This is a genomic window from Dactylosporangium sp. NPDC049525 (genome assembly GCF_040676755.1).
Taxonomy (GTDB): Bacteria; Actinomycetota; Actinomycetes; order Mycobacteriales; family Micromonosporaceae; genus Dactylosporangium.
Map to the genome: position 1 here is coordinate 242,772 of NZ_JBFAPO010000008.1, position 26,177 is coordinate 268,948.

Annotated in this window: 27 protein-coding genes and 1 pseudogene; 21 read left to right on the forward strand and 7 right to left on the reverse strand. The window is 72.6% G+C overall.

Annotation, left to right across the window (positions count from 1 at the left end; all coding sequences use genetic code 11):
- Window positions 1-285: 285 nt before the first annotated feature.
- From AB0K00_RS15690 to AB0K00_RS15740, 11 genes are read left to right on the forward strand one after another with little or no spacing between them, the layout of a single operon-like run.
- A complete protein-coding gene (locus AB0K00_RS15690) occupies window positions 286-1,668 on the forward strand; it encodes an LLM class flavin-dependent oxidoreductase (protein WP_363520956.1) in 1,383 nt (460 codons plus the stop codon).
- Complete coding sequence (locus AB0K00_RS15695; protein WP_363520959.1) at window positions 1,665-3,077, forward strand: LLM class flavin-dependent oxidoreductase; 1,413 nt, start codon at window positions 1,665-1,667, stop codon at window positions 3,075-3,077. The genes AB0K00_RS15690 and AB0K00_RS15695 overlap by 4 nt, the downstream gene beginning before the upstream one ends.
- A complete protein-coding gene (locus AB0K00_RS15700; RefSeq protein ID WP_363520962.1) occupies window positions 3,077-4,711 on the forward strand; it encodes an ABC transporter substrate-binding protein in 1,635 nt (544 codons plus the stop codon). The genes AB0K00_RS15695 and AB0K00_RS15700 overlap by 1 nt, the downstream gene beginning before the upstream one ends.
- Before the next feature lie 7 nt (window positions 4,712-4,718).
- The gene (locus AB0K00_RS15705) at window positions 4,719-5,660 is read left to right on the forward strand and encodes an ABC transporter permease (RefSeq protein WP_363520964.1); all 942 of its coding nucleotides are present in this window, start codon (window positions 4,719-4,721) and stop codon (window positions 5,658-5,660) included.
- A complete protein-coding gene (locus AB0K00_RS15710; protein WP_363520965.1) occupies window positions 5,657-6,499 on the forward strand; it encodes an ABC transporter permease in 843 nt (280 codons plus the stop codon). Before AB0K00_RS15705 ends, AB0K00_RS15710 begins: the two co-directional genes overlap by 4 nt.
- On the forward strand, window positions 6,496-8,169 hold the full coding sequence (locus AB0K00_RS15715; protein WP_363520968.1) for an ABC transporter ATP-binding protein: 1,674 nt from the start codon (window positions 6,496-6,498) through the stop codon (window positions 8,167-8,169). Before AB0K00_RS15710 ends, AB0K00_RS15715 begins: the two co-directional genes overlap by 4 nt.
- Entirely contained in the window at window positions 8,166-9,344 is a 1,179-nt protein-coding gene (locus tag AB0K00_RS15720) for an acyl-CoA dehydrogenase family protein (protein WP_363520971.1), read from the forward strand. The genes AB0K00_RS15715 and AB0K00_RS15720 overlap by 4 nt, the downstream gene beginning before the upstream one ends.
- A complete protein-coding gene (locus tag AB0K00_RS15725; RefSeq protein ID WP_363520974.1) occupies window positions 9,341-10,534 on the forward strand; it encodes an SfnB family sulfur acquisition oxidoreductase in 1,194 nt (397 codons plus the stop codon). Before AB0K00_RS15720 ends, AB0K00_RS15725 begins: the two co-directional genes overlap by 4 nt.
- Window positions 10,534-11,691 (forward strand): LLM class flavin-dependent oxidoreductase, encoded by a 1,158-nt coding sequence (locus AB0K00_RS15730; RefSeq protein WP_363520976.1) that lies wholly within the window; start codon window positions 10,534-10,536, stop codon window positions 11,689-11,691. Before AB0K00_RS15725 ends, AB0K00_RS15730 begins: the two co-directional genes overlap by 1 nt.
- Complete coding sequence (locus AB0K00_RS15735) at window positions 11,688-12,209, forward strand: NAD(P)H-dependent oxidoreductase (protein ID WP_363520979.1); 522 nt, start codon at window positions 11,688-11,690, stop codon at window positions 12,207-12,209. The genes AB0K00_RS15730 and AB0K00_RS15735 overlap by 4 nt, the downstream gene beginning before the upstream one ends.
- Window positions 12,206-12,712, forward strand: a complete 507-nt coding sequence (locus AB0K00_RS15740; RefSeq protein ID WP_363520982.1) for a flavin reductase family protein — start codon at window positions 12,206-12,208, stop codon at window positions 12,710-12,712. The genes AB0K00_RS15735 and AB0K00_RS15740 overlap by 4 nt, the downstream gene beginning before the upstream one ends.
- A 57-nt stretch (window positions 12,713-12,769) precedes the next feature.
- On the opposite strand, the gene AB0K00_RS15745 is transcribed toward AB0K00_RS15740, so the two are convergent.
- Together AB0K00_RS15745 and AB0K00_RS15750 are read right to left on the reverse strand one after the other, a co-directional pair.
- Window positions 12,770-13,288: a TrmH family RNA methyltransferase gene (locus tag AB0K00_RS15745; RefSeq protein ID WP_363520985.1), complete on the reverse strand. Its 519-nt coding sequence runs from the start codon at window positions 13,286-13,288 to the stop codon at window positions 12,770-12,772.
- Between the two features lie 132 nt (window positions 13,289-13,420).
- A complete protein-coding gene (locus tag AB0K00_RS15750) occupies window positions 13,421-14,233 on the reverse strand; it encodes an alpha/beta hydrolase (RefSeq protein ID WP_363520988.1) in 813 nt (270 codons plus the stop codon).
- A 109-nt stretch (window positions 14,234-14,342) separates the two neighbouring features.
- On the opposite strand from AB0K00_RS15750, the gene AB0K00_RS15755 reads away from it, so the two are divergent.
- Window positions 14,343-14,612 carry a GlsB/YeaQ/YmgE family stress response membrane protein gene (locus tag AB0K00_RS15755; RefSeq protein ID WP_363520990.1) on the forward strand — a complete coding sequence of 90 codons (270 nt, stop codon included), beginning with the start codon at window positions 14,343-14,345 and terminating at the stop codon, window positions 14,610-14,612.
- A 131-nt stretch (window positions 14,613-14,743) separates the two neighbouring features.
- Window positions 14,744-16,084, forward strand: a complete 1,341-nt coding sequence (locus AB0K00_RS15760; protein ID WP_363520993.1) for an MFS transporter — start codon at window positions 14,744-14,746, stop codon at window positions 16,082-16,084.
- A 3-nt stretch (window positions 16,085-16,087) separates the two neighbouring features.
- Here the strand turns inward: AB0K00_RS15760 and AB0K00_RS15765 are convergent, their stop codons facing one another.
- On the reverse strand, window positions 16,088-16,618 hold the full coding sequence (locus tag AB0K00_RS15765; protein WP_363520996.1) for a metalloregulator ArsR/SmtB family transcription factor: 531 nt from the start codon (window positions 16,616-16,618) through the stop codon (window positions 16,088-16,090).
- Between AB0K00_RS15765 and AB0K00_RS15770 the strand changes: the two genes are divergently transcribed.
- The 5 genes from AB0K00_RS15770 to AB0K00_RS15790 all read left to right on the forward strand — a co-directional run bounded on the left by AB0K00_RS15770 (window position 16,619) and on the right by AB0K00_RS15790 (window position 20,413).
- On the forward strand, window positions 16,619-17,560 hold the full coding sequence (locus AB0K00_RS15770; protein WP_363520998.1) for a cation diffusion facilitator family transporter: 942 nt from the start codon (window positions 16,619-16,621) through the stop codon (window positions 17,558-17,560).
- Window positions 17,561-17,752: 192 nt separating this feature from the next.
- Window positions 17,753-18,331, forward strand: a complete 579-nt coding sequence (locus AB0K00_RS15775; protein WP_363521000.1) for a hypothetical protein — start codon at window positions 17,753-17,755, stop codon at window positions 18,329-18,331.
- Window positions 18,332-18,355: 24 nt separating this feature from the next.
- Complete coding sequence (locus AB0K00_RS15780; protein WP_363521003.1) at window positions 18,356-18,817, forward strand: hypothetical protein; 462 nt, start codon at window positions 18,356-18,358, stop codon at window positions 18,815-18,817.
- Window positions 18,818-18,943: 126 nt separating this feature from the next.
- Window positions 18,944-19,978, forward strand: a complete 1,035-nt coding sequence (locus tag AB0K00_RS15785) for an alcohol dehydrogenase catalytic domain-containing protein (RefSeq protein WP_363521006.1) — start codon at window positions 18,944-18,946, stop codon at window positions 19,976-19,978.
- A gap of 15 nt (window positions 19,979-19,993) precedes the next feature.
- Window positions 19,994-20,413: a cupin domain-containing protein gene (locus AB0K00_RS15790; RefSeq protein ID WP_363521008.1), complete on the forward strand. Its 420-nt coding sequence runs from the start codon at window positions 19,994-19,996 to the stop codon at window positions 20,411-20,413.
- A 184-nt stretch (window positions 20,414-20,597) separates the two neighbouring features.
- Here the strand turns inward: AB0K00_RS15790 and AB0K00_RS15795 are convergent, their stop codons facing one another.
- Window positions 20,598-21,266: an MBL fold metallo-hydrolase gene (locus AB0K00_RS15795; RefSeq protein ID WP_363521011.1), complete on the reverse strand. Its 669-nt coding sequence runs from the start codon at window positions 21,264-21,266 to the stop codon at window positions 20,598-20,600.
- Window positions 21,267-21,346: 80 nt separating this feature from the next.
- Between AB0K00_RS15795 and AB0K00_RS15800 the strand changes: the two genes are divergently transcribed.
- Complete coding sequence (locus AB0K00_RS15800) at window positions 21,347-21,961, forward strand: dihydrofolate reductase family protein (protein WP_363521014.1); 615 nt, start codon at window positions 21,347-21,349, stop codon at window positions 21,959-21,961.
- Window positions 21,962-22,009: 48 nt separating this feature from the next.
- Here the strand turns inward: AB0K00_RS15800 and AB0K00_RS15805 are convergent, their stop codons facing one another.
- Complete coding sequence (locus AB0K00_RS15805) at window positions 22,010-23,197, reverse strand: MFS transporter (RefSeq protein ID WP_363521017.1); 1,188 nt, start codon at window positions 23,195-23,197, stop codon at window positions 22,010-22,012.
- Between the two features lie 141 nt (window positions 23,198-23,338).
- Between AB0K00_RS15805 and AB0K00_RS15810 the strand changes: the two are divergent.
- Window positions 23,339-24,033 (forward strand): annotated as a pseudogene (locus AB0K00_RS15810) (alpha/beta hydrolase-fold protein).
- Here AB0K00_RS15810 and AB0K00_RS15815 read toward each other — a convergent pair.
- Window positions 24,021-24,224, reverse strand: a complete 204-nt coding sequence (locus AB0K00_RS15815; RefSeq protein ID WP_363521020.1) for a DUF1918 domain-containing protein — start codon at window positions 24,222-24,224, stop codon at window positions 24,021-24,023. The pseudogene AB0K00_RS15810 and the gene AB0K00_RS15815 sit on opposite strands and share 13 nt — an antisense overlap.
- A 33-nt stretch (window positions 24,225-24,257) precedes the next feature.
- Window positions 24,258-25,517, reverse strand: a complete 1,260-nt coding sequence (locus AB0K00_RS15820; protein WP_363521023.1) for an FAD-dependent oxidoreductase — start codon at window positions 25,515-25,517, stop codon at window positions 24,258-24,260.
- Window positions 25,518-25,688: 171 nt separating this feature from the next.
- Here AB0K00_RS15820 and AB0K00_RS15825 point away from each other — a divergent pair.
- Window positions 25,689-26,177: hypothetical protein (locus AB0K00_RS15825; protein WP_363521026.1), on the forward strand; the 489-nt coding region annotated here is incomplete at its 3' end.

Here is a 26,177-nt window from a genome sequence, read left to right on the forward strand (position 1 = left end):
GCACTCCGGGGTGATCGGGGACGGCGTCCGGGGGATCGACAACGCCTTCCATGCGGGGTCTTGCGCTTCGATACCCTACTAAGCCTATAGTATTTACCGAGATAGCCAAGGCCCGGTCGAGGGTCTTGGCACGACGCGCAGGGAGGTGCCCCGGATGAGCGAAGCGGCTCGCGGTGGACCCCTGCGCACCACCAGCTGTCTGTGCCGGTGACCTGAAGCCGGCCGAGTGCCGAGTGTCCCAACCGAAACGCGCCGGACCGCTGCCTGCTGCCCTGGAGAAGACGCATGCCCGAACGACCCCTGCATTTCGCTGCCTTCGTGATGAACACCACCGGCCACATCATTCAGGGCACCTGGCGCCGCCCGGGCGCGCGTCAGGCCGACTTCAACAGCCTCGACCTGTGGGTCGACCTCGCGAAGACCCTCGAGCGCGGCACGTTCGACGCGATCTTCTTCGCCGACGTCGTCGGGCTGTACGCGCCGTACCGCGGCGACGAGCGCAAGTACGTCGAGGCGGGGCTGCAGGTGCCCAGCAACGACCCGTCGGTGCTCGCCAGCGCGATCGCCTACGCCACCGAGCACCTCGGCATCGCGTTCACCGCGTCGATCCTGCAGGAGCACCCGTTCAACTTCGCCCGGCGGATCTCCACGCTCGACCACGCCAGCAAGGGCCGGGTCGCGTGGAACATCGTCACGAACTACCTGCCCAACGCCTCGCGCAACTTCGGCCTGGAAGGGCTGACGAAGCACGACGAGCGCTACGCCTGGGCCGATGAGTACGTCGACGTCGCCTACAAGCTGTGGGAAGGCTCGTGGGAGGACGACGCGCTGCGGCAGGATCGGGTCAGCGGCGTCCACGCCGACTACGACAAGATCCACCGGATCAACCACGAGGGCCCGCGGTACCAGGTCGAAGGGCCGCACCTGGTCAGCCCGTCGCCGCAGCGCACGCCGCTGCTGTTCCAGGCCGGCGCGTCGGAGGCGGGCCGCACCTTCGCGGCGAAGAACGCCGAGGCCATCTTCATCGTGGCGCCGACCCTCGACGCCGCGGCCCGCGACACCGCCGACATCCGGGCCCGCGCCGTCCAGCACGGGCGCTCGCCGCACGACCTGAAGTTCTTCCAGGGCCTGCATTTCGTCGTCGGCTCGACCGAGGAGGAGGCGAAGCGCCGCAGCGACGAGCTCGACGAGTGGATCGACTACGACGCGCAGCTGTCGCACATGTCCGGCGCGATCGGCATCGACTTCGGCCACGAGGACCTGGACCGGCCCGTCGGGCAGCTGCAGACCGAGGGCGTCCAGTCGATCCTCGGCTGGATCAACGACCTGGTGACGGACCGCGAGCCGACGCTGCGCGACGTCGCGCATTACACGTCGCACAACGGCCGGGTCACCGGCACCCCCGAGCAGATCGCCGACCAGCTCGAACGCTGGCGGGCCGCCGGGGTCGACGGGATCAACGTGGTCAACGCCGAGATCCCCGGTAGCTACGAGGAGTTCGTCGACCACGTCATCCCCGTGCTGCGTGAGCGTGGCCTGGCCCAGCGCGAGTACGCCGAGGGCACGCTGCGCCAGAAGCTGTTCGGCCGCGGCGACCGCCTCCCCGCGACGCACCCGGCGGCCGGCTACCGGGGCGCCTTCACCCCGACCGCAGGGGCACGAGCATGAAGCGCCTCATCCTCAACCTGTTCGAGATGAACTGCGTCAGCCACATCACCCACGGGCTGTGGCGGCTGCCGGACAACAACCGTGAGCGGTTCAACGACATCGACTACTGGACCGAGCTCGCGCAGCTGCTGGAGGAGGGCGGCTTCGACGCGGTGTTCCTGGCCGACGTCGTCGGCACCTACGACACGTTCCGCGGCTCCGCGGCCACCGCCATCCGGCAGGGCCTGCAGATCCCCAACAACGACCCGGCCTCGGTGGTGCCGGCCATGGCGGCGGTGACGAAGCACCTCGGGTTCGGCATCACGTTCTCCACCACCTACGAGCCGCCGTTCGCCTGGGCCCGCCGGCTCAGCACCCTGGACCACCTCACCAAGGGGCGGGTCGGCTGGAACATCGTCACCTCCTACCTGCCCAACGCGGCCCGCAACTTCGGCCACGACGGTGAGGTCGAGCACGACAACCGGTTCGAGCGGGCCGACGAGTACCTCGACGTGCTCTACAAGCTGTGGGAAGGCTCGTGGGACGACGACGCGATCGTCGCCGACCGCGACGGCAACCAGTACGCCGACCCGGCGAAGATCCGCCCGATCCACCACGACGGCGAGTACTTCAAGGTCGAAGGGCCGCACCTGCCCTCGCCGAGCCGGCAGCGCACCCCGGTGCTGTTCACGGCGACCGCCAGCGCGGCCGGCACGAAGTTCGCCGGCAAGCACGCCGAGGTCGTCTTCACCGGCGGCCCGACCGTGCAGGCGCTGCAGAAGACGATCGCCGGCATCCGGGACGCGGCCGTCGCCGCCGGCCGGCGCGCCGACGACGTGCGGTTCATCACCATCGCCGGGGTCGTCGTGGCACCCACCGAGGCCGAGGCGAAGGAGAAGTTCGCCCGCTACCAGGAACTCGCCAGCGCCGACGGCTACCTCGCCCACGCGAGCCTGCCGTGGGACCCGACGGCGTGGCCGCCGGAGACCAAGGTCAAGGACGCGATCGGCGCCGGCGACAAGGACGGCCGGGCCGGCCGCTTCCGGGTCATCGACCCGGAGCAGACCGTCGGCGAGGTCCTGGAAGGCTTCGGCGACCTGGGCCGGCAGCCGCTGCTCGCCGTCGGCGACCCCGAGCAGGTCGCCGACGAGATCGAACGCTGGCTCGACGAGGTCGGCATCGACGGCATCAACCTGCTGCAGTACCACTCCCACGACACCGCCCGCGACTTCATCGAGCTCGTGGTGCCCGTCCTGCGCGACCGCGGCCGGCTGCGCCGCGCGTACGACGAACGCGAAACCCTCCGCGACCGCATCTTCGGCGACGGCGACCGGCTGCCCGACCGGCATTTCGGCACCAGGTACCGAGGCGGCGCCCATCTCCCGGTGAGCGGCATCGCCGACCCCGACGATTCGAAGGACACACACTGATGACCAGACCCAGCCGCGCCACAGCGGCCGCCCTCGCGGTTGCCGTCCTCGCGACCGGTGCACTGAGCGCCTGCGGCAGCGACGCCGCGGCCGGTGGCGGGACCCCGAAGACCGGCGGCAGCATCGTCTACGGCCACGTCCAGGAACCGCCGTGCATCTTCGGCGGCTGGATCCAGCAGGCGTACATCTCCCGGCAGGTCCTCGACGGCCTCGTCACCCTCGCCGAGGATGGCACCATCAAGCCGTGGCTGGCGACGAAGTGGGCGGTGTCGCCGGACGGCACCAAGTACACCTTCACCCTCAAGGACGGCGTGAAGTTCACCGACGGCACGCCGGTGGACGCCGAGGCGATCGCCTGGAACTTCGACCTCTGGGAGAACAAGGGCGGCAACAGCACCGCGAAGGTCTCCATCGACCCGTACTACAAGGCCGCCAAGGCCGTGGACGCCAGCACCGTCGAGATCGAGCTGAACAAGCCGTTCCCGCCGTTCCTCACGCTCATCACCCAGGGGTACTTCGGCATCCAGTCGCCGACGGCGTTCAAGGCCCGCACCGAGAAGGAGAACTGCGAGAAGCCGATCGGCTCCGGCGGGTTCACCGTCAAGGAGTGGAAGCACGGCGAGGAGGTCGTCCTCGCCAAGAACCCCGGCTACACGTCGTGGCCGGCCACCGCGAAGCACGAGGGCCCGGCGATCGTCGACGAGGTCCGCTGGAAGTTCGTCGCCGACGGCGTGTCCCGGTACGCGTCGCTGAGCACCGGCGAGTCGCACGTCGTCTACGAGGTGCCGACGGTCAACTGGAAGGACGCGCAGTCGCGTTACCAGACGATCCGCTACATCACGCCCGGCAAGCCGGTCTCGTTCTACATCAACACCAAGACCGGCCCGTTCACCGACGCGGCGGTGCGCAAGGCGTTCGCCTACGGCGCGGACCGCAAGTCGGCCGTCGAGGCCGGTTTCCACGGCGTGATCCCCTACGAGGGCAACCCCGCGGTCAGCCAGGCCACCCCGGGCTACAACGCCGAGGCCGCCAAGGCGTACGCCTACGACCCGGCCAAGGCCAACCAGCTCCTCGACGAGGCCGGCTGGACTTCTCGCAACGGCGACAAAGTCCGGACCAAGAACGGCACGCCGCTCACCATCAAGCTGGTCTACGGCTCCGGGTTCATCTTCACCCAGGAGGGCGCGACCGTCCTGCAGGTGCTGCAGGAGCAGTGGAAGCAGATCGGCTTCGACGTCAAGCTGATCCCCGCGACCCAGGCCGAGCTGTGGGGCGGCAAGTACTCCGACCCGAGCACGTTCGACGCGACCCCGTCCTACTGGACCAGCCCGGCCCCGTCGATCCTGTGGATCGTCTGGCGCCCGTCGGTGGAGGGCAACCCGAACGGCAGCAACCGGTCCTTCTACAACAACGAGACATTGTCCACGGTGATCCAGCAGGCCAACTCCGAGGCCGACCCGACGAAGGCGAACGACCTCTACGGCAAGGCGCAGCAGATCATCCAGGACGACGCGGCCGGCATCGGCCTGTACACCCAGAACTCCACCTACGCCGTCGCCCAGAACCTCAAGAACGTGTGGCTCGAGAAGAGCCAGGGCGAGCCGGTCTTCTCCGACGCGTACTTCACGGGATGAGGCGACGATGAAGCAGCTGCGCCGCATCGCAGTGAAGGCGGTGACGTCGGTGGTCGTGATCGTGGCCGCCGCGTCCGTCACCTTCTTCGCCCAGCTCGCCGTCCCCGGCGACCGGGCCAACACCCTCATGAACCTGCAGACCGGGCAGGACAAGAAGTGGACGGCCGAGGAGCTCGCGCCGCTCAACGAACGGTTCGGCTTCAACGACCCCGTCGTCCTGCAGTACTTCGACTACGTCAGTGGGCTGTTCCACGGCGACCTCGGCACCTCGTACACGCAGAAACGGCCGGTCACCGAGGTCATCGGCGGGCAGCTGCTGCCGAGCCTGACCCTGACCGGCGCGGCGCTGCTGGTCGCGTGGGCCCTCGCGCTCGGCATCACGCTGCTGACCGTCAAGCGCGGCAGGTTCCTCACCAGCCTCGGCACCACCTGGGAGGCGCTGACGGCCAGCCTCCCGCACTACTGGGTCGGGGTCGTGCTGCTCGTGGTTTTCGCGGTGCAGCTGCGGGTGTTCCCGATCATCGGGGGCACCAGCGCCCTGGGCACGGTCCTGCCGGTGCTGACCCTGGCCATCCCGCTCGCGGGGTTCCTCGGGCAGGTCACCCGCGACGAGTTCGAACAGGTCCTGCAGCAACCGTTCGTGACCACCGCCCGCACCCGTGGCATGTCGGATCTGGGGGTACGGGTGCGGCACGTGCTGCGCCACGCGATCCTCCCGGCCATCACCCTGTCGGGTTGGGCGCTCGGCGCGCTCGTCTCCGGCGCCGTCATCGCGGAGAACATCTTCGGCCGGCCCGGGATCGGCCAGGTGCTGGTCACCGCGGTCAACACCCGCGACCTGCCGACCGTGTCCGGGATCGTGCTGCTGGTCGCCGCCATCTACGTGGTGGCGAACCTGCTCGTCGACCTGGCCTACGCGATCGTCGACCCGCGGCTGCGTGCGGCATGAGCACCCTTTCTCTTGCCTCGCCGCGCACGGTCCGGTTGCCGTCCCTCGGGACGGTGCTGTCCCTGCTGGTCGTCGCGTTCGTGGTGACCGCCGCGGTCGCCCCGGGGCTGCTGGTCGACGGCAGCCCCACCGCGATCGACCTGAAGTCCACCCTGGAGGCGCCGTCATGGGCGCATCTCTTCGGCACCGACGACGCCGGCCGCGACCTGTTCACCAGGGTCGTGTACGGCGCCCGCCAGTCCCTCGGCATCGGCCTCGGCGCGACCGCCCTGGCGTTCGTGATCGCGATCGTGCTCGGGTTCACCGCGGCCCTCGCCGGCGGCGTCGTCGACGCGGCCATCACCAGGGTCCTGGAGGTCGCGTTCGCGTTCCCGGCGCTGCTGCTCGCCCTGCTGGTCATCGCCGTGCGCGGCCCGTCCCTGGCGACGTCGATCGTCGCCGTCGGCATCGGGTCGGCACCCGGGTACGCCCGGATGATCCGCGGCCAGGTCCTCGCGGTGCGGCAGGCCGGGTTCATCGAGGCGGCCGCGGCCCTGGGCCACCGGCGGTTCACGGTCATCCGCCGGCACCTGTTCCCGAACGCCATGCGGCCGCTCGTCGCGGTCGCGACCCTCGGCGTCGGCCAGTCGATCGTGTGGGCGTCCGCGCTGTCGTTCCTCGGCCTCGGCGTCGCACCGCCCAGCTCCGAATGGGGCGCCCTGCTCGACGCGGGCCGCCTGCACATCACCACCTCCTGGTGGCTGGAGATCCTGCCCGGCGTCGTCATCGTCCTGGTGGCGATCTCAGTGACCTCACTGGGCCGCACCCTGCAGCACCGACTCGGAGGAGCCGCCCGATGACCACAGTGGAGCATCGAGCCGTCGACCACCCGGCACCGCGGCTCGGCACCGAGCTGCTGCGGGTGGAGAACCTGCGGGTGTCGTTCGGCGGCACCGAGGTCGTCAGCGGCATCTCGTTCACCGCCCGGCCCGGGCAGTGCCTCGCCATCGTCGGCGAATCCGGGTCCGGCAAGAGCGTCACCGCCCGCACCCTCGTCGGGCTGACCGGCCCTGGCGCCCGCGTCACCGCGGACCGGATCGACCTCGCCGGCGCCGACCTGCTGCACACGTCCGAGCGGGACTGGCGGGGCCTGCGCGGGCGGCAGATCGGGTTCGTCCTGCAGGACGCCCTCGTCTCCCTCGACCAGCTGCGCCGGGTCGGCGACGAGGTGGCCGAGCCGCTGCGCCTGCACGGGTGGGGCAACCGCGCCCAGCGGGCCGCCAAGGCGGTCGAGCTGCTCGCCTCCGTCGGCGTGCCCGAACCCGAGGTCCGCGCCCAGCAACGGCCGTACGAGCTGTCCGGCGGCCTGCGCCAGCGCGCCCTCATCGCCTCCGCGATCGCCCTGGACCCGCCGCTGCTCATCGCCGACGAGCCGACGACCGCGCTCGACGTCACCGTGCAGGCCCAGGTGCTCGACCTGCTCGCCGCCTCCAAGGCGCGGGGCACGTCGATCATCCTGATCAGCCACGACCTGTCCGTGGTGGCCCGGCTCGCCGACGAGGTCGCCGTCATGCGCGACGGCCACATCGTCGAGCACGGCCCCGCCGCGCAGGTCCTGCACGACCCGCAGCACGAGTACACCCGGATGCTCCTCGCGGCGATCCCGTCGGAGCACACCCGCGGCAGCCGGCTCAGCGTCACCGCAGCGTCCACGTCGGACCGGCGCGTCCGGCGGCAGGTGGACCGGGGCCGGCCGGTGCTCGAGGCGCGCCACCTCACCAAGGTGTTCCGCGGCCCCGACAAGGTCGACCGCACGGTCGTCGACGACGTCTCCTTCGAACTGTTCGGCGGTGAGACCCTCGGCATCGTCGGGGAGTCCGGGTCCGGCAAGACCACCACCGCCCGCATCGCCCTGGCCATCCTGGCGGCGACCGCGGGGGAGGTGCTGCTGCGCGGCGAGCCGTGGTCGGCGCTGACCACGGACCGGCGCCGGCCGGTGCGCAAACAGGTCGGCGTCGTCTACCAGGACCCGCTCAGCTCCTTCGACCCGCGCTGGTCCGTCGGCCGGATCCTCACCGACGCGCTCACCACCGGCCTGCGGCCGCCGAGCTCCAAGGCCGAGGCCCGGGAACGCGCCGTGCGGCTGCTGGAACAGGTCGGCCTCACCGAGTCCCACCTGAGCTCCTCGCCGCTGCGGCTGTCCGGCGGGCAGCGGCAGCGGGTCGCCATCGCCCGGGCCCTCGCCCCGGAGCCGTCCGTCATCGTCTGCGACGAACCGGTCTCCGCGCTGGACGTCTCGATCCAGGCCCAGGTCCTCGACCTGCTCACCGACCTGCAGGACGACCTGGGCGTCAGCTACCTGTTCATCTCCCACGACCTCGGGGTGATCCACCACGTGAGCGACCGGATCCTGGTCATGAAGGACGGCCGGGTCGTCGAGCACGGCACCGCGACCGAGGTCTTCGAACGGCCGCAGCATCCCTACACCCAGCAGCTCCTCACCGCGGTGCCACGGCTGGGGTCGGCATGACGGACGTCTTCAGCCCTGTGTTTGCCCGCATCGCCGAAGGTGCCGTGGAACGCGAGGCGGACCGCCGGCTCCCGGCCGAGGAGGTCGAGTGGCTGCGGGAGGCGGGGTTCACGAAGCTGCGCGTCCCGCGCGAATACGGCGGGCTCGGCGCGACGATCCCCGAGTTCACCGAGCTGCTCATCGAGCTGGGGCGGGCCGACTCGAACCTGCCTCAGCTGCTGCGTGGGCACATCGGCTTCGTCGAGGGCCGCCTGGCCCACCCCGACGAAGCGGTCCGGGAGCGGTGGCTGCGCCGCATCGCCGCCGGCGTCATCGTCGGCAACGCGCAGAGCGAGCGCGCGAGCACGTCCTGGTTCGCGCCGGAGACCACGCTCAAGTCCCTCGGCGGGGACGGCTGGCGGCTGGACGGCCGCAAGTTCTACTCCACCGGGAGCCTCTTCGCCGACTGGATCCAGACCACGGCCTCCCTCGAGGCCGGCGGGACCGCGAACGTGCTGGTCCCTGCCTCGGCGCCGGGCGTGACCCGGATCGACGACTGGGACGGCTTCGGCCAGCGGCTCACCGGCAGCGGCACCACGCTCTTCGAGGACGTCCAGGTCGCCGCAGAGGACGTGGAGGTGGTCGACCTGGCGGCCCCCTCGTCACTGACCGCGGTGTTTCAGCTGGTACACCTCGCGACCCTGGCTGGGATCGGGCGGGCCGCGGTCGCCGACACCGTCGCCTACGTGGCGGGCCGCACCCGCAACCTGCACAACCCGGCCCACCCGGCGCCCGGCACCGACCCGCAGGTGCAGGAGGTCGTCGGCCGCATCGGCGGCGCCTCGATCGTCGCCGCCGCGGCCGTCGCCGCCGCCGCGGTTGCCCTGGAGGAGGTGTACCAGGCGCAGCCGGCCGGGCAGGACCTGCTGGACCGGGCCGACGTCGCCGTCTTCGGCGCGCAGGGCGTCGTGGCCCGGCTCGTGCTGGACCTCACCACCGCGCTGTTCGAGGTCGGCGGGTCCTCCGCCGTCACCGACCGGTTCCGGCTCGACCGGCACTGGCGCAACGCCCGCACCCTCGCGTCGCACAACCCGGTGATCTACCGTGACAGGATCGTGGGCCAGTACCTCCTGCACGGCACCAGCCCCAGCGCGGCGTACGCGAGGCTGCGGCAGGGCGTGGGGGAGGACTCGTGACCCAGGTGCTCACCCCGGTCCTCGGCGCCGCCGACGCGGTCGCGGTCGCCGGCGGGTTCGCCGCCCGCTTCGCCGCCGGCGCGGCCGCCCGCGACGCGCAACGGACCCTCCCGCACGCCGAACTCGACGAGCTCAGCGCGTCCGGGCTCCTGGCCATCACGGTCCCCGCCCGGCACGGCGGCGCCGGCCTGCCCGTCGAGACCGTGACCGAGGTGATCCGGCTGCTGTCCACCGGCGACCCCAACATCGGCCAGATCCCGCACAGCCACTTCGCCTACGTCAACCAGCTGCGGCTGCAGGGCACCGACGCCCAGCAGCGGCAGCTGTTCGCGGAGGTGCTCGCCGGCCGCCGCTTCGGCAACGCCCAGTCCGAGGCCGGCACGAAACACGTCCGCGACATCAGGACCACCCTGACCGCCGCCGGGCCGGGACGCTGGCGGCTCAACGGCCGCAAGTTCTACGCCACCGGCGCCCTGCTCGCCCACCGCATCCCGGTGCTCGCTCACCTGGGGCCGGACGGGCCGCTGCACGTCGCCTGGGTCGACCGGCACGCCGACGGCGTCGAGGTCATCGACGACTGGAACGGGCTCGGCCAGCGGACCACCGCCAGCGGCTCCGTCGTCCTGACCGACGTCGACGTGCCCGGCGACCTGCTCACCCCGTACGCCACCACCTTCGACGGGCCGCAGACCTACGGCGCCTTCGCCCAGGTGCTGCACGCGGCGATCGACGCAGGCATCGCCCGCGCCGCAGTCACCGACGCCGCCCGGTTCGTCCGCGAGCGCAGCCGGCCCTACCCGGACGCGCAGGTGGACCGGGCCGCCGACGACCCCCTCGTGGTGCACGCGTTCGGCGAGATCGAGCTCGCCGTCCGGGCCGGCGAGGCGCTCCTGGCCGAGGCCGCCCGGGCGGTCGACCGGGCCGACGCCGACCTGACCGCTGCCACCGCGACGGCCGCGTCCCTCGCCGTCGCCGCGGCCCGGGCCGCCACCGCCCGCGCCGCCCTCGAGGCCGGCAGCCGGCTGTTCGAGGTCGCCGGCACCCGCTCCGCCGCCGCCGGGCTCGGCCTCGACCGGCACTGGCGCAACGCCCGCACCCACACCCTGCACGACCCGGCAGCATGGAAGGTCCAGCACCTCGGTCGCTGGGCCGTCGACGGCACCCCACCCCCCAACCACGGACAGGCGTGATGACAGACCTCAAGTTCCACTGGTTCCTGCCCACCAACGGCGGCGACGGCCGGCAGGTCGTCGGCGGCGGCCACGGCACCCCCGCCGGCGCCGCCGGGCGCCCCGCCTCCGTCGCCTACCTCGGCCAGATCGCCCGCTCCGCCGAGCAGCTCGGCTTCGAGGCCGCGCTCACCCCCACCGGGGCGTGGTGCGAGGACGCCTGGATCAGCACCGCGATGCTGGCGTCGGTCTCCGAACGGCTCAAGTTCCTCGTCGCCTTCCGACCCGGCCTCACCGCGCCGTTCCTCGCCGCGCAGATGGCCGGCACCTTCCAGAACCTCTCCGGCGGCCGGCTGCTGCTCAACGTCGTCACCGGCGGGGAGAGCCACGAGCAGCGCATGTACGGCGACTTCCTCGACAAGGACGCCCGCTACGCGCGGTGCGGGGAGTTCCTGTCGATCGTGCAGGCGCTGTGGTCCGGCAAGCCCGTCACCGTCGACGGGGAACACTTCCAGCTCGCCGACGCGGTCCTGGCCCAGATCCCCGATCCGCTGCCGCTGGTCTACTTCGGCGGCTCGTCACCCGCCGCGCTCGACGTCGCCGCCCGGCACGTCGACGTGTACCTCACCTGGGGCGAGCCGCCGGCCGCGGTCGCCGAGAAGGTCCGCCGGGTCCGCGACCTCGCCGACGCGCAGGGGCGTGAGCTCGCCTTCGGGCTGCGCGTGCACACCATCGCCCGGGACACCGCGGAGGAGGCCTGGGCGGAGGCCGACCGGCTCCTCGCCGGGATCTCCGAGGAGCAGATCCGCAAGGTCCAGGACGGTCTGCGCCGCAGCGAGTCCGAGGGGCAGCGGCGGATGCTCGCGCTCAACGGCGGTACCAAGGACGGCCTGGAGATCCACCCCAACCTGTGGGCCGGGGTCGGGCTGGTCCGCGGCGGCGCCGGCACCGCCCTCGTGGGCAGCCACCAGCAGGTCGCCGACCTCATCGAGCAGTACGTCGAGGCGGGCATCACGGAGTTCGTCCTGTCCGGCTACCCGCACCTGGAGGAGGCGTACCGGTTCGGCGAGGGCGTGCTGCCGGAGCTGACCGCGCGGGGGCGCTGGCATCATCCGGCACCCGGCCGGCAGCCCGTGTCGGCGGTGCCGTTCGGCGCGGCCACCGGGAGGACCGCATGAGCGCCCAGGTAGCGGTCGTGGTCGGCAACCCCAAGCCGGCGAGCCGTACCCTCGCCGCCGCCACCTACGTCGCGCGGGAGCTGACCGGGGTCGAACCCACGCTGACCGTCGACCTCGCCACCCTCGGCGCCGCGATCCTCGACTGGGCCGACCCGTCGATCGCGTCGCTGGTGGCCTCGGTCGGCGCGGCCGACCTTGTCGTGGTCGCCAGCCCCACCTACAAGGGCACCTACACCGGCCTGCTGAAGCTGTTCCTCGACCGGTTCGCCGGCGGGACCGGCCTGCGCGGCCTGGCCGTGCCGATGCTGCTCGGCGCCGCGCCCCACCACGCCCTCGCGGCCGAGCTGACGCTGCGGCCGGTCCTCACCGAGATCGGCGCCACCGTCCCCGGGCGCGGCCTGTTCGTCATCGACAAGCAGCACGACGACCCGGCGGCGTACACCGACTGGCTGGCGGCCACTCGCCCGGCCGTTGCGGCCTTCCTGCAGACCCGCTCTTCCGGCCAGGAGGCGACGTGACCACCTTGCGCACCAACCAGGACCTCGACCCGGACCGCCTGCGCGAGGTGTTCGGGATCTTCCCGAGCGGCGTGGTGGCGGTCGCCGCGCTCGTCGACGGCGTGCCGGTCGGCCTGGCGGCGAGCTCGTTCACCTCGGTGAGCCTCGACCCGCCGCTGGTGTCGTTCTGCATCGCCAACACCTCCAAGACGTGGCCGGACCTGCGCCGCGCGCCGCACCTGGGCGTCACGATCCTCGCCGACCACCACTCGACCGTGGCCCGCCAGCTCGCCGGCGCGGTCGAGCACCGCTTCGACGGGCTTCCCCTCATCGTCACGGCCGAGGGCGCCGTCACCCTCGACGACGGCCTCGCCCACTTCGACACCACGATCTACAACGAGGTCCCCGCCGGCGACCACACCATCGTCCTGCTGCGCCTCAGCGCGGCCGGCCGCTCCCAGCTGCCCGACCCTTCACCGCTGGTCTTCCACCGCAGCCGCTTCGGCAAGCTGCACCACGCCTGACCGGCTCCACACCTGACTCGCTTCACCTGAGCCACTGGCGTTACTGAGCCACTGGGTTTACATGAGCCCGGCAAGCTTGTACAGCACCAGCGAGCCCGCCACGGCGACGTTGAGGCTGTGACCGGTGCCGATCATCGGAATCTCCACGGCGCCGTCGAGCAGGTCGAGCGCCTCCGGTGGGATGCCGGTGGCCTCGTGGCCGAGCACCATGACGGTCCGGCGCCGGGCGGCGGGCAGGTCGGCGAGCCGGACGGCCTCGTCGGCCAGCTCCACCCCGAGGATGTCCGACCCCGCGCGGCGCTCGTCGTCGAGCCACCGCAGCGGGCTGCCGACGCGGTGCACGCAGGCGGGCTGCCGCAGCGTGTTGCCACGGGCGAGGGCCTCGTTCACCCACCCGAACCGCGGCACCGCGAGGCACGCGCCGACGGCGTCACAGGTGCGCAGCAGCGTGCCGAGGTTGGCGCCGTACATTGGCCAGAGGGGTGCCGCGACGAGATGTCCCCAGCAGCGGTGCCGCCTGGGCCGCCGGGCCGACCGGATCTCCCCAGGGGTCCGGACCCGGATCGCGGGACTCACCGCACAGGAGCGGAGACGCTCCAGCATTCGAAGGTCATCTGTGACGTGCTTCTCGGCGCACGCGAGCCATCGACGACGACGTGATCACCGACCACGATACAGCGCCGCGGCCCCGCGTGGCAGAGCCCTGGGTCACGTCCCGGCTGGGAGGCGGGACCGGTCGAAGACGTCGTCGAGGAAGTCCGCGCCGGCCTCGGTGAGGGTGCCGACCTCGACGGAGGCGCCGACGAAGACGTGCCCGGCGCCTTCGACGGGCAGCAGGTCACACCGCACGCCCTGGGCGCGCAGCGCCTCGGCGAAGCCGACGGCGTCCGCGAACGGCACCGTCTCGTCCTCGGTGCCGTGCACGAGCAGGAACGGGGGCGCGTCCGGGTGGATGTTGTGCAGGGGGCTGGCGAGCCGCGCGAAGGCCGCGCGCTCGGCCAGTGGGCCGCCGAGCAGGACCGCCGGATACTCGAACGGGTCGTCCTGGGCCCGCAGGTTCGACAGGTCCGGTGGGCCGTACCAGAGGATGGCGGCCTGAATGGCGGTCCCGGTGAGCGCGGCGATCGCCGCGAGCTGGCCGCCGGCCGACTCACCCAGCACGGCGAAGCGGCCCGGGTCGATCCGTAGCGCCGCGGCGTGGTGGCGCAGCCATTGGACGGCCGCGTCGATGTCCGCCTGCTGCGCGGGGTAGGTGGCCTCCAGCGCCAGCCGGTAGTCGACGTCGGCGACGGCGTAACCGCGGGCGATCATGCGCTCGTGGAACTGCTGATCCACGGTCCACACCCGGCTGCCGGTCATCCAGCCGCCGCCGTGGATCCACAGCACGACCGGGAACGGGCCGTCGCCCGGCGGCACGTGCAGGTCGAGGTGCAGCGGTCGGTACCCGAGCGGCGTCGAGACCACACAGTTGGCGTGGGTGAGCGTCGTGCGTGGCTGGGGGACGGGATGAAGATCGGTCACCGGCGCAGCCTAGCGCCGCGGCGGCGGGTGGCGGGGGGCGGCAGTTTGCGATGTCGGCGGGCTGGGAAGTAGCTCGATGCAGCACAACCCCGGAACCTGGAGGCTTCAGATGACTGTCGGTGGCATCATCTCCGCGATCGTCGTTGGCTTGATCATCGGTGCCCTCGGGCGTCTGGTCGTGCCCGGCAAGCAGAACATCCCGATCTGGCTGACGATCGTCATCGGCATCGTCGCCGCGCTGATCGGCACCGCCGTCGCCCGCGGGGCCGGCTGGGCCGACACCGACGGCGTGGACTGGATCGAGATCGCCATCCAGGTGGTGCTGGCCGCGGTCGGCGTGTGGGGCGTCGCGGGCTTCTACGGCCGTCGCAGGGTGTAAAGATCTCGATCACCTCACGACCTGCATCAGCGGCGCGGACCGGTCCGGTCCGCGCCGCTTGCTCGGTCGGTGGGACCGGCTCCACGGTGCCGGCGCCGCAGGTACCGTCCGGATAGGGGCTGGTGGTCATCATGGCTGACGCGCATCCGCTGCGAGCGGCGCTGTCCGTGCGCGGGTTCCGGCAACTGCTGACGGTGCGGGCGTGCAGCCAGTTCGGCGACGGCATCTTCCAGGCGGCGCTGGCCGGCAGCGTGCTGTTCAACCCGGAACGGCAGGCCGGCGCGTTCGCGGTCGCGGTGGGCACGGCGGTGCTGCTGCTGCCGTACTCGCTGCTCGGACCGTATGTCGGCGTGCTGCTGGACCGGTGGAGCCGCCGCTCGGTGCTCGTCGCCTCGTCGGTGGCGCGGGCGGTGCTGGTGATCCCCGCGGCCCTCCTGACCGGCGTCGCCGAGCAGGGCGGGTTGTTCCTGGTGGCCGCGCTGGTGGTGATCGGGCTCAAGCGGTTCTTCCTGTCGGCGGTGTCCGCGGCGACGCCGCACGTGGTCGACGACGACCGGCTGGTCACCGCGAACGCGGTGTCCGCGACGCTGGGGTCGATCGCGTTCTCCGCGGGTCTGGGCTGCGCGCTGGTGCTGGTGCAGACCGTGGTGTCCGCCGGCTACCACGGCTACGCCATCGTCGCCGCGCTCGCACCGGTCGGCTATGTCGTCGGCGCCGTGGTGGGGCACCGGGCGTTCGGGGCGCACCAGCTGGGTCCGGATGCGCGGGCGCGGCCCAGCACCGGCGTCTGGGCCTCGATCGTCGTGGTCGGCCGCGGCATGGTCAGGGGTTTCGGCCACCTCGCCGCGCGGCGGGCCGCGGCGTACGCCCTGGCGGCGCAGACCGCGTTCCGGGTGCTGTTCGGCGTCCTCACGCTCGCCCTGCTGCTGCTGTACCGCAACTACTTCACCGGCGACGGCGACGTGGACGGCTCGCTGACCGCGCTGACCGGGGTCTTCGTCACGGGCGCGGTGGGCGTGTTCGCCGGCGCGGCGCTGACCCCGTGGTGCACCCGCCGGATCGGCCGGTGGCAGTGGGTCTCGGTGGTGCTCGTGGCGGCCGCCGTCGTCCTCGTCGGCTTCGGGCTGCCGTTCCTCGCGCCGCTGCTGCTGGTGGTGGTGTTCGTGCTCAACGTCGCCGCGCAGAGCATCAAGATCGTGGTGGACACGCTCATCCAGAAGGAGTGCGCCGACGAATACCGCGGCAGGGTCTTCAGCGTCGGCGACACCACCTTCAACCTCGCCTACGTGGCCGGGGTGTTCCTGGCCGCTCTGACCCTGCCGGCCGACGGCCGTTCCCCGGTGGCACTGGCCGCCGTGGCGCTGGGCCTGGCGGCCCTCGCGGGCGGCTACGCGTATGCGAGTCACCGGCAGGCCCGCGGCCGGGACACCGAGGGTGATCCCGGCAAGGCCGCCGCATCCGCGACGGCATGACCGCTATTCGTGTTCGGGTGCCCCGGTCACGTGGTGGTCGGCGGCGTGCAGCACCTCGGTCACCAGCCTCCGCACGTGCCCGCCGCGGGCCCGGTAGAGCACCCGCCGGCCGTCCCGGCGGGTGCTGACCAGCCCGGCGAGCAGCAGTTTCCCCAGGTGCTGCGACACGGCGGGACGTGCCGCCCGCACGGCGGCGGTGAGGGTGGTGACGTCGTGCTCGCCGTCGCGCAGCACCCACAGCAGCCGCAGCCTGGTGGGGTCGGCGAGCATCCGCAGCGCGGTCACCGCGGCGTCGACCTGTGCGGCGGACGGTGGCAGTTGCCCATCGCTGGCAGTTGCAGCGTTGTCGCGTGCGTACATGAGCACATATCCTGCCAGGAGGATTCCCGCACCGCCAACAGCGAGGGGGCACCAGTGCACCGTGACCACCACGAGCACGCCCATGACCACGGCCATGATCACGCCCATGACCACGGCCACGGCCACGGGCCGGCCGGCGGGCGGTGGCGGGCGCTGCGGCACCGGCTCGGTCATGTGCTGACCCCGCACTCGCACGACGCCGCCGACAAGGTGGACCCGGCGATGGAGTCGTCGAAGGACGGCATGCGGGCGCTGTGGATCTCGCTGCTGGTCCTCGGCGGGACCGCCGCCGTGCAGGTCGTGATCGTGCTGATCTCCGGTTCGGTGGCGCTGCTCGGCGACACGCTGCACAACGTCGCCGACGCGCTGACCGCCGTGCCGCTCGGGGTGGCCTTCATCCTCGGCCGGCGCGCGGCGAACCGCCGGTACACCTACGGCTACGGCCGTGCGGAGGACCTCGCCGGGATCGCCATCGTGCTGACCATCGCGGCGTCGGCCGGTTTCGCCGCCTACGAGGCCGTGCACCGGCTGCTGCACCCCGCCGCCGTCACGCACCTGTGGTGGGTCGCCGCCGCCGGCGTCGTCGGGTTCGCCGGCAACGAGGTCGTCGCCCGGTATCGCATCGCCGTCGGCCGCCGGATCGGCTCGGCCGCGCTCGTCGCCGACGGGCTGCACGCCCGCACCGACGGTTTCACGTCCCTGGCGGTGGTCGCCGGCGCCGGCGGGGTGGCGCTCGGCTGGCGCTGGGCCGACCCGGTGGTCGGCCTGCTGATCACGGTGGCGATCGGGTTCGTGCTCAAGGACGCCGCCAGGGAGGTGTACCGCCGGCTCATGGACGCCGTCGACCCGAGCCTCGTCGGCGCGGCGGAGCAGACGCTGGCCGGCACCCCGGGCGTGCTCGGCGTCGGAGCGCTCCGGATGCGCTGGATCGGCCACCGGCTGCACGCCGAGACCGACCTGCTGGTGTCGGACCGCCTGACCGTCGTGCAGGCGCACGCCATCGCCGTCGAGGCCGAGCACCGCCTGCTGCACGCGGTGCCCCGGCTCACCGCCGCCACGATCCACACCGACCCGGCCACCGCCGGGGCGCACGCCGCGGTCGCGCACCACCGGTAGCGCGGGGATCCGCATCGGGTCCCCTCGCCGTCGGCCGCTACTACCGCCGCACCCGGCCGTCCCGCTTCCGGGCTCGCCCGACCGGCGGCGACGCCGAGCGGATCGAGGTGACGGGGGCCCGCGTCAGCCGATGCCGGTCCGCGGGTGGAACGCGGCACGATGGCGGTGACCTCGACGCGGCAGGAGGATCCCGTGGGCATCAACTACAGCCGCCCGGCACGCGGCCACCCGGCGAACCAGGGCAATCAGATCCCCGCGCAACCGTCCGGGACCGCGCCGCCACCGCCGAACCTGGCACCGCACGTCGCGGCGCCGGCGACGAACCCGGCGCCGCCGATGGCCGCCGCGCCGCCGGCGGAGCAGGCCGGGCGGCGGCCGCGCACGGACATCGACACCGCCATCGCCGCCTGCCCGCCGAACGTGCAGCAGGAGCTGACCGGCCCCTGCCTGGCGGCGCTGTCGATGCTGCGGGACCACCTCCCGGCGACGGAGGAGGTCCGGCACATCTGCAGCGGCGGGGTCAAGTGGATGAACGGCACCATCAACAGCGTCCTCGCCGTGACGTCACGGCGGCTGCTGTTCGTGGCGCCCGCGCCGCAGGTGCTGAGCTACGACCTCAGGACCGTCGACTCGACGCTCTGCTCCGGCAACATCTTCCACCTCACCGTCGGCGACACGAAGTTCCAGCTGGGCATCCCGCAGGGCTTCGGCGACCACTTCGAACGCCAGGTGTCCTTCGCCGTGGCCGTGGCGAAACTCGCGGACGGCTGACGGGCAGGCGCTACAGTCGGCCCGGTGCAGCGTTTCGACAGTTTCCTCGCCACCGGCAGCGGGTCGGGCTCCGTCGAGCTCGACCTCGACGCCGAGACGGCCACCGTCCGGCTCAGGTCACGGTGGATGGGGGTGGACCGGCCGGAGCGGTTCGAGCTGCGCTTCGCGCACCGGGCCCGCACCGAGCACCACGGCGTGCTGGAGCTGACCTCGGCGACCGCCGACGGCGCGGCGGTGCCGATGCCGGCCGGCGACGACGCGCTGCTGCCGCTCGTCGTGGAGTACCTGCGGGTGCCGAGCACCAGCGTGTACGTGCACCCGCAGTCGCCGCTGGCGGACATGGGGCCGCTGGGCTACGCCGAGTGGACCCAGCGCTTCGACCTGCTGCTGCTCGTCGTCGAGGACTACGCGTGGCCCGAGGCCGAGCCGTGGACCCATGTCCTGGAGACCCTCGACAAGGCGAAGCTGGAGACCAGCCGCGACTGACCGTGCGTGTCAGGCAATCTCACTCCGTGCGGATGAGGGAGTCACTGCTGTTCCAGGTAATAGCAGAAGCTCCCGGCGCCGTCCACACGGTCGTAGCGTCGGAAATGACGCCACGAAGGAGAGACGATGCGAGCCACCATCATGTACGGCGCCGGCGACGTGCGCGTGGAGACCGTCCCCGACCCCGTGCTGCGGCAACCGACCGACGCGATCGTGCGCGTGGTCGCCTCGTGCATCTGCGGCAGCGACCTGTGGCCGTATCGGTCGATGCCGCCCACGGAGCAGGGTCGGCGGATGGGGCACGAGTTCCTCGGCGTGATCGAGGAGGCCGGCGCCGCGGTGTCCGGGTTCCGGGCCGGGGACCTCGTGGTCGCCCCGTTCGTGTGGGCGGACAACACCTGCGACTTCTGCCGGGAAGGGCTGCAGACGTCCTGCCGGCACGGCGGCGGCTGGGGCGACGACGACGTGGACGGCGGGCAGGGTGAGGCCGTGCGGGTCCCGCAGGCGCAGGGCACCCTGGTCAAGCTGCCCGTGGCGGTGGACTCGGAGCTGCTGCCGTCGCTGCTGGCGCTGTCCGACGTGTGCTGCACCGGCCACCACGCCGCCGTCTCCGCCGGGGTGAACCCGCACACGACCGTGACCGTGATCGGCGACGGCGCGGTCGGCCTGTGCGCCGTCCTGGCAGCCAGGCGGCTCGGCGCCGAACGCATCATCCTCAACGGCCGGCACAAGGACCGCACCGACCTCGGCCGCGAGTTCGGCGCCACCGACATCGTCGCCGAACGCGGCGAGGACGCCGTCGCCGCGATCCGGGAGCTGACCGGCGGCGACGGCACCCACGCCGTGCTGGAGTGCGTCGGCACCCAGCAGGCCATCGACCTGGCCGTCGGCATCGTGCGCGACGGCGGCACGGTCGGCCGGGTCGGCGCCGCGCAGTACACCCACGTGCCGCTGGGGTTCGACACCTTCCAGCGCAACATCGCCGTGACCGGTGGCGTGGCGCCGGCCCGCGCGTACATCGAGGAGCTGCTGCCCGACGTCCTGGAGGGCAACATCGAACCGGGCCGCGTCTTCGACCACACGATCGGGTTCGAGGACGTGCCGGCCGGCTACCGCGCGATGGCCGACCGGCAGGCGCTGAAGGTCCTCATCCGCCCCTGACCGAAGGAGCTCCACATGATCACCCGCAGCGGCTCGCAGGCTCCCTACCCGGGGCCGGCGGAGTACTTCACCGGTGACGTGCGCGTGCAACCGTTGTTCGCGGAGGAGGAGGCCGCGGCGTACGGCGGCGCCTACGTCACGTTCCAGCCGGGTGCCCGTTCCGCGTGGCACATCCATCCCGGCGGGCAGCGCCTCATCGTGACCGACGGCGTCGGCCGCACCCAGCAGTGGGGCGGGCCGGTCGAGGAGTTCCGGGCCGGCGACGTGATCTGGTGCCCGCCCGGCGTCAAGCACTGGCACGGCGCCTCGCCGACCACCGCGATGACGCACATCGCGCTCACCGGCGTCCACGACGGGCGGAGCATCGACTGGTTGGAGAAGGTCACCGACGAGGAGTACGCCGCCGTCGCCGGGGACCGGGAGTCAGCGCTGTAGCGGCAGGCGGGCCCGCACGGTCCAGCCGGGGGGGCGGCCCTGGCCGTGCCGCCGCGCTCATGACGGTCTTTCAGTGTTTTCACTGATGCCTTCCGCGCCTGCCTGAGCCAGTGTTGACGGGTCGGCACACACCGAACGCCCGACGGAGTCCTGTCGCCGCAGGACTCCGTCGGGGCCTTCGCGTTCACCGGGCCGCCAGCTCCCGGAACCGGTCCGCGGCCGCCGCGGTCACCGCGGCGCCGTGGCCGAAGACCGCCACCTCGAAGCGCAGTTGCGCCAGGCGGGCCACGCCGGCGTCCGCCGCGGCGGCGTCGGCGGTCATCAGCCGCGGCGTCCGGCGGACCTTCGTGCCCCCACCGCCGGCCGCGTCACCGGCGAACAGCACCCCGCCGTCGCGGTCCAGCAGATACGACACGTGACCGGGGGTGTGGCCCGGCGTGTGCACGGCCGTGAAGCCGGGCAGCGCCAGCGGCCCGTCGGCGCTGATCACCTCGTCGACCGCGACGGGCTCCGGCGTGCCGGTGAACAGCTTGCTGACCTTCTGCAGCGCGGTCAGCGGCAGCGGCGCCGCGCCGGTGATGACCGGCACGTCGATCGCGTGCGCGACCGTCCGCGCGCCGGACCTGCGGGCCAGGTCGGCGGCGCCGCCGGTGTGGTCGGCGTGCCAGTGGGTGAGCAGGATCGCCCGCACGTCGCCGACGGCCCGGCGGGCCTCGTGCAACGCCTGGTCGATCTTCGCCGACCGCCGGGGCAGCCCGGTGTCGACGAGCACGACCCCGTCGTCGACCACGACCAGGTGCGCGTGCACGAACGCGATGCTGATCTCGAACACCCCGTCGGCCACCTGACGCATGGCGTCCACCGTATCCGTCGCCCGCCGATGGGGTTTGATTGCTGGGGTCAGGCACCAGCCGACGCGAAAGGATCATTCCGATGGCAAAGGTCATCTCCACACTGTTCATCTCGGCCGACGGTGTGGCCGAGATCGACCCCGACTGGCACTTCCCGTACTTCGACGAGAACATGGGGCGTGCCGTCACCGAGGACTACGACACCTCCGACGTGCTGCTCATCGGCCGCGCGACCTACGACAGCTTCGCCGGCGCGTGGCCCGACCGGGAGGCGGCCGGCGGCGAGGACGCACCGTTCGCCAAGCAGCTCGGCGACGTGCGCAAGGTGGTCGTCTCGCGCCAGCCGCTCGAGTTCACCTGGCGCAACTCCGAGCTGATCCAGGGCGACCTCGTCGACGCCGTCACCGCGCTCAAGGCCGACGCCGGCATCAAGGGCATCCTCATCCCCGGCTCGATCTCCGTGGTGCAGCAGCTGCTCGCCGCGGGGCTCGTCGACGAGCTGCGCCTGCTGGTGCACCCGGTGGCGGCGCGCAAGGGCCGCCGGCTGTTCGACGACGGTGCCGCGCCCTACCACCTGAAGGTGACGGCGACGGAGGCGTTCCCGACCGGCGTGATCCGCGTGATCTACGCGCCGGCCGAGGCGCCCACTGCCGCCGGCTACGACGACATCAAGGACCAGGTGCCCAAGGCGGAGTGAGCGGTGCGCGACGGGCGGGCCGCTGCGGTGACCCGCCCGTCTCGCCCGTCAGCCGGTTGCGGGCGTCGCGGCCAGCAGCAGTACCGACGCGGCGGCGAAGGCGGCAGCACCGAGGAACACCAGGCCCGGCAGGTCGCAGGTCAGCGACCACGCGAACGCCACGCCCGCCACGGCCGGCACCACCGTCTCCGCCAGCGCACCGATGCCGGTCACCGCGCCCTGGACGGTGCCCTGCTCGTCGGGGCCGGTGGCGCGGGACAGCCACGACTGCGCTGCCGCCGCGCCGACGGAGCCGAGCACGCCGATGGCCTGCACCACGTAGATCACCCATGGTGCGGCTGCGGCGGCGGTACCGGTGAGCGCCACCACGCCGACGGCGCCTCCGAGCACGGCGGCTCGTTTGTCACCGAGCCGCCGCACGAGCGGGCCGGTGAGCCGGGCCTGGAACGCGGCGCCGGCGAGCGCGCCCGCGGCCATGGTGGCGCCGATCTGCGCGGTGCCCCACGCGAACTGGGCGGTGACGAAGAACGTCCAGGTGACCTGGCCGGTCATGCGGGCGACGTCGGCGCAGAGCCGGGCCCACGCGAGCCGGGCGAGCACCGGCCGGCGCAGCACCGCGGCGAGAGCGCCGGCCGGGTTCGCGACCCGCAGGCTCAGCGGCGTGCGCCGGTCGCCGGGGCGGGACTCGGGCAGGATGAGCCAGCCGTACGCGACGTTGGCGAAGGCGAGCCCGGCCGCGGCGTAGAACGGCAGCCGCAGGTCGACCGCGCCGAGCAGCCCGCCGAGGGTGGGGCCGGCGACGAAGCCGAGCCCGAACGCGGCGCCGATGAGCCCGAACGCGCGGGCCCGCCGGTCCGGTTCGGTGACGTCGGCGACGTAGGCGTTGACGACGGTGTTCGTGCCCGCGCAGGCGCCGGCGACCGCGTGGAACAGCACCAGCAGCCACACCGTTGGCGACATCGCGTGGGCCAGGTAGTCGATGCCGAGGCAGGTCAGGGAGGCGAGCAGGACGGGGCGCCGCCCGTACCGGTCGGACAGGCGCCCGAGCAGGGGGGAGGCGAGGAACTGCAGCAGGCCGTAGCTGGAGCCGATCAGCCCGGACCAGCGGGCGCCGTCGGCGGCCTGCCCGGTGATGTCGGTGAGCAGGGCGGGGACGATCGGCACGATCAGGCCGAGGCCGAGCATGTCGATGAAGACGGTGACGAGGAGGAAGGAGAGGGCGGGTGCCCGGCGCATCGTGACTCCTGAGTCTCGTAAAGGGGCCATGGCCCCCTCGAAACTCCCGATGCGCGCCGGCGTACGGCCGCCCGAAGGTACGGAGGATCAACGTATCGCGGCCGTCAAATGATTTTCCGCGACCTGCTTTAGTGTGCTGGCGTGACCGCCGAGGTGCCCTACCGACCGCTTCCGGTCGACCAGTCGGCCGTTCGCTACGCCCACGGCCCGGACTCGTTTCCGCAGCCGGGAGTGTGCTCGACAACCTGGTCCACCACGGCGACATTCCGGTCACCATCGGCGTGTTCGTCGACCCCGGCGTCCTGCAGGGTGCCGAGGATCCGAAGCACCGCAACGCGGAGTATGACGCGTTCGACGATCGCTACGTCACCTTCCTGCTGACCGAGATCATTCCTCAGGTCAGCAGGCGCTACTCGATCACCGAGGACCCCGGCCGGTGGGGAATCTGCGGCGGCAGCAGCGGCGGCAACTGCGCCTTCACGGCCGCGTGGCTGCGCCCGGACAGGTTCCGCCAGGTCATCTGCTTCCTGTCCAGCTTCACGCAGATGCCGGGCGGTAACCCGTACCCCGAGCTGATTCCCAGCAGCCCCCGCAAGCCACTGCGCATCTTCATGCAGGCGGGCCATCGCGACCTGCACTGGAACGAGCCCGAGCGCAACTGGCTCGCCGGCAACCTGCGCGTGGCAGCCGCACTGGCCGAAGGCGGCTATGACTTCCGCCTCGTCCTCGGCGACGGCGGCCACAGCCCCAACCACGGCGGCGTCCTGCTACCGGACGCCCTGCGCTGGCTGGCGCGGCCGGGCGCCGCCCCTGGCGGGCTCGCTCAGCCGCGCTGAGCGTTGCTGGCGGCCTCGACGCGGGCGTCCGCGCCGGGGAAGACCAGCGCGTCGTGCCCGGTGTCCAGCCAGTGCACCTCGTACGGTGGCGTGCCGTCGTCGTGCCGCAGGGCGGTTACCACGCCGACCCGGCGGTGGTCCCCGACGTGGGTGCCTTCCTCGATGATCCGGTCGCCGACCTTTGCCCTCATCATCAGCTCCTTGGCGTCGTCACGTCCGTGGCATCACGGTGTTCTTCCCGTCCCGGCACCCGCTAATCCCCGGGAGCCGCGGCGGGCGAACGGCGGCGCGTGTTCGGAGCGCAGGCCGACGCCGATGAGGTACGCGGGTGCGAAGGACAGCCGCGGGAAGCGTCGGAGCAGCGCCAGGACCAGCTTGGGTGGGCCGGCGCGCCGCCCGGCGAGCGTCGGCGTGATCAGTGCCCGGTGCATGAGCCGCTGCAGGGTCTGCACCGCGATGGTCGGCAGGAGCCGGCGGGCGCGGACCGTCGCCAGGTCCGCCGGGGTCACGGTGCCGCGGCGCAGCGGGGCGGCGAGCAGGGTCGCGGCGGCGACGGCGTCCTGCACGGCGAGGTTGATGCCGACGCCACCGACCGGCGACATCGCGTGTGCCGCGTCGCCGATGCACAGCAAGCCGTCGGTGTGCCAGCGGCGGAGCCGGTTGAGTCGCACGTCGAGATGCTTGACGTCGTCCATCGACGCCAGCGCGTCGACGCGGTCCGCCAGCTCGGGCATGATCGCGGCCACGTCCTGCCGGAACTGTTCGATCCCGGCCGCGCGCAGCCGGGCGTCGGTGCCTTTCGCGGCGAGGTACGCGATCTGCAGGTAGCCGGCCCGCGGGATGACGACCGCGATCCGGCCGGGTGCGGCGTGCGGGGTCAGCGCGGCGGCGTCCCAGGGTGTGCGGGGCAGCCGGAACCACCAGGCGTCCATCGGGACGGGGAACTCCCGGGGGCGCATGCGCTCGTCGGTGTGGGCGATGGACCAGCGGCCGTCGCAGGCCACGGTCAGGGTCGCCCGCAGCTCGCCGGTCGTGCCGTCCTGCGTGCGGTAGCGCACCCCCTGCACCCGGCCCGCCTCATGGATGAAGCCGGTCACCTCGGTGTCCATCCGGAGGGTGAAGGACGGTTCCTGCCGCGCCTCCTCGGCGAGGAGGTTGAGCAGGTCCCATTGCGGCACCATCGTGATGTACGGGTGCGGCTCCCGCAGCCGGTGGAAGTCCGCCAGGACGACGGTCTGGTCGCCGCCGACGGGCCAGTCGACCTGGTGCAGCCGGGAGTGTGGCAGTTCGGCGAACCGGCGACCGAGACCCAGCTCGTCGATCAGCCGTTGGGTGGACGGGTGGACGGTGTCGCCGCGGAAGTCGCGCAGGAAGTCACCGTGGCGCTCCAGCACGCTCACCTGTACCCCGGCGCGGGCGAGCAGCAGCCCGAGCGTCATACCTGCCGGGCCACCTCCAATGATCACGCAGGTCGGATCGGCCATGCTCACCCGCCTACCCGCGGTTCACCGGTTCATGCCGCGTGCCGGCGGCGACGACTCACCCCCGGTGGTGATCCTCCCGGACGGCCCCGGGTGGTATTCGCGCACCCGCGTCGAATCGCCCGCCGCAGCTGCGAGATTGGCGGCGAAGCATCGCGTGGGAGGGGATTGCCGGTGGACGACGGTCGTCGGGCAGCGGTGGCGTACGAGGTACGGCGGCACCGCGCGCCCCGCAGATTCGGCCGGCTGGGCCGGTTCACGGCGGGTGCGGCGTGTCTCGGCGCGGGTGGCCTCAGCGTCTGGCTGCTCATCCAGGCCGTGGCGGGACTGGACGGCCCGGCGGCCGGGGACCGCCCGGCGGCGACGGCGTCGGAGGCCGCGACGGGCCTGGACGCGGCCGCGAAGAGCCCGGCGGCGACGGCGGACAGGACCGTCTTTCCCGAACTGCGCGGGCTGAAGTGCGGTCAGGCGCTGCAACGGCTGCGGCTGCTGGGGTTCGACCAGGTGACGCTGGTGTCGGTGGACATGAAGATCGTCGACGTCGGCGCGCCGAACGACTGGTCCGTCGCCGCCGAGGCCGCGACGCCGAACCGGGCCGGCGGGCCGACGCCGATCTGCCAGCCGGACGGGCGGCCGAGCACGGTCAGCAGGTGGTGCGCGAAC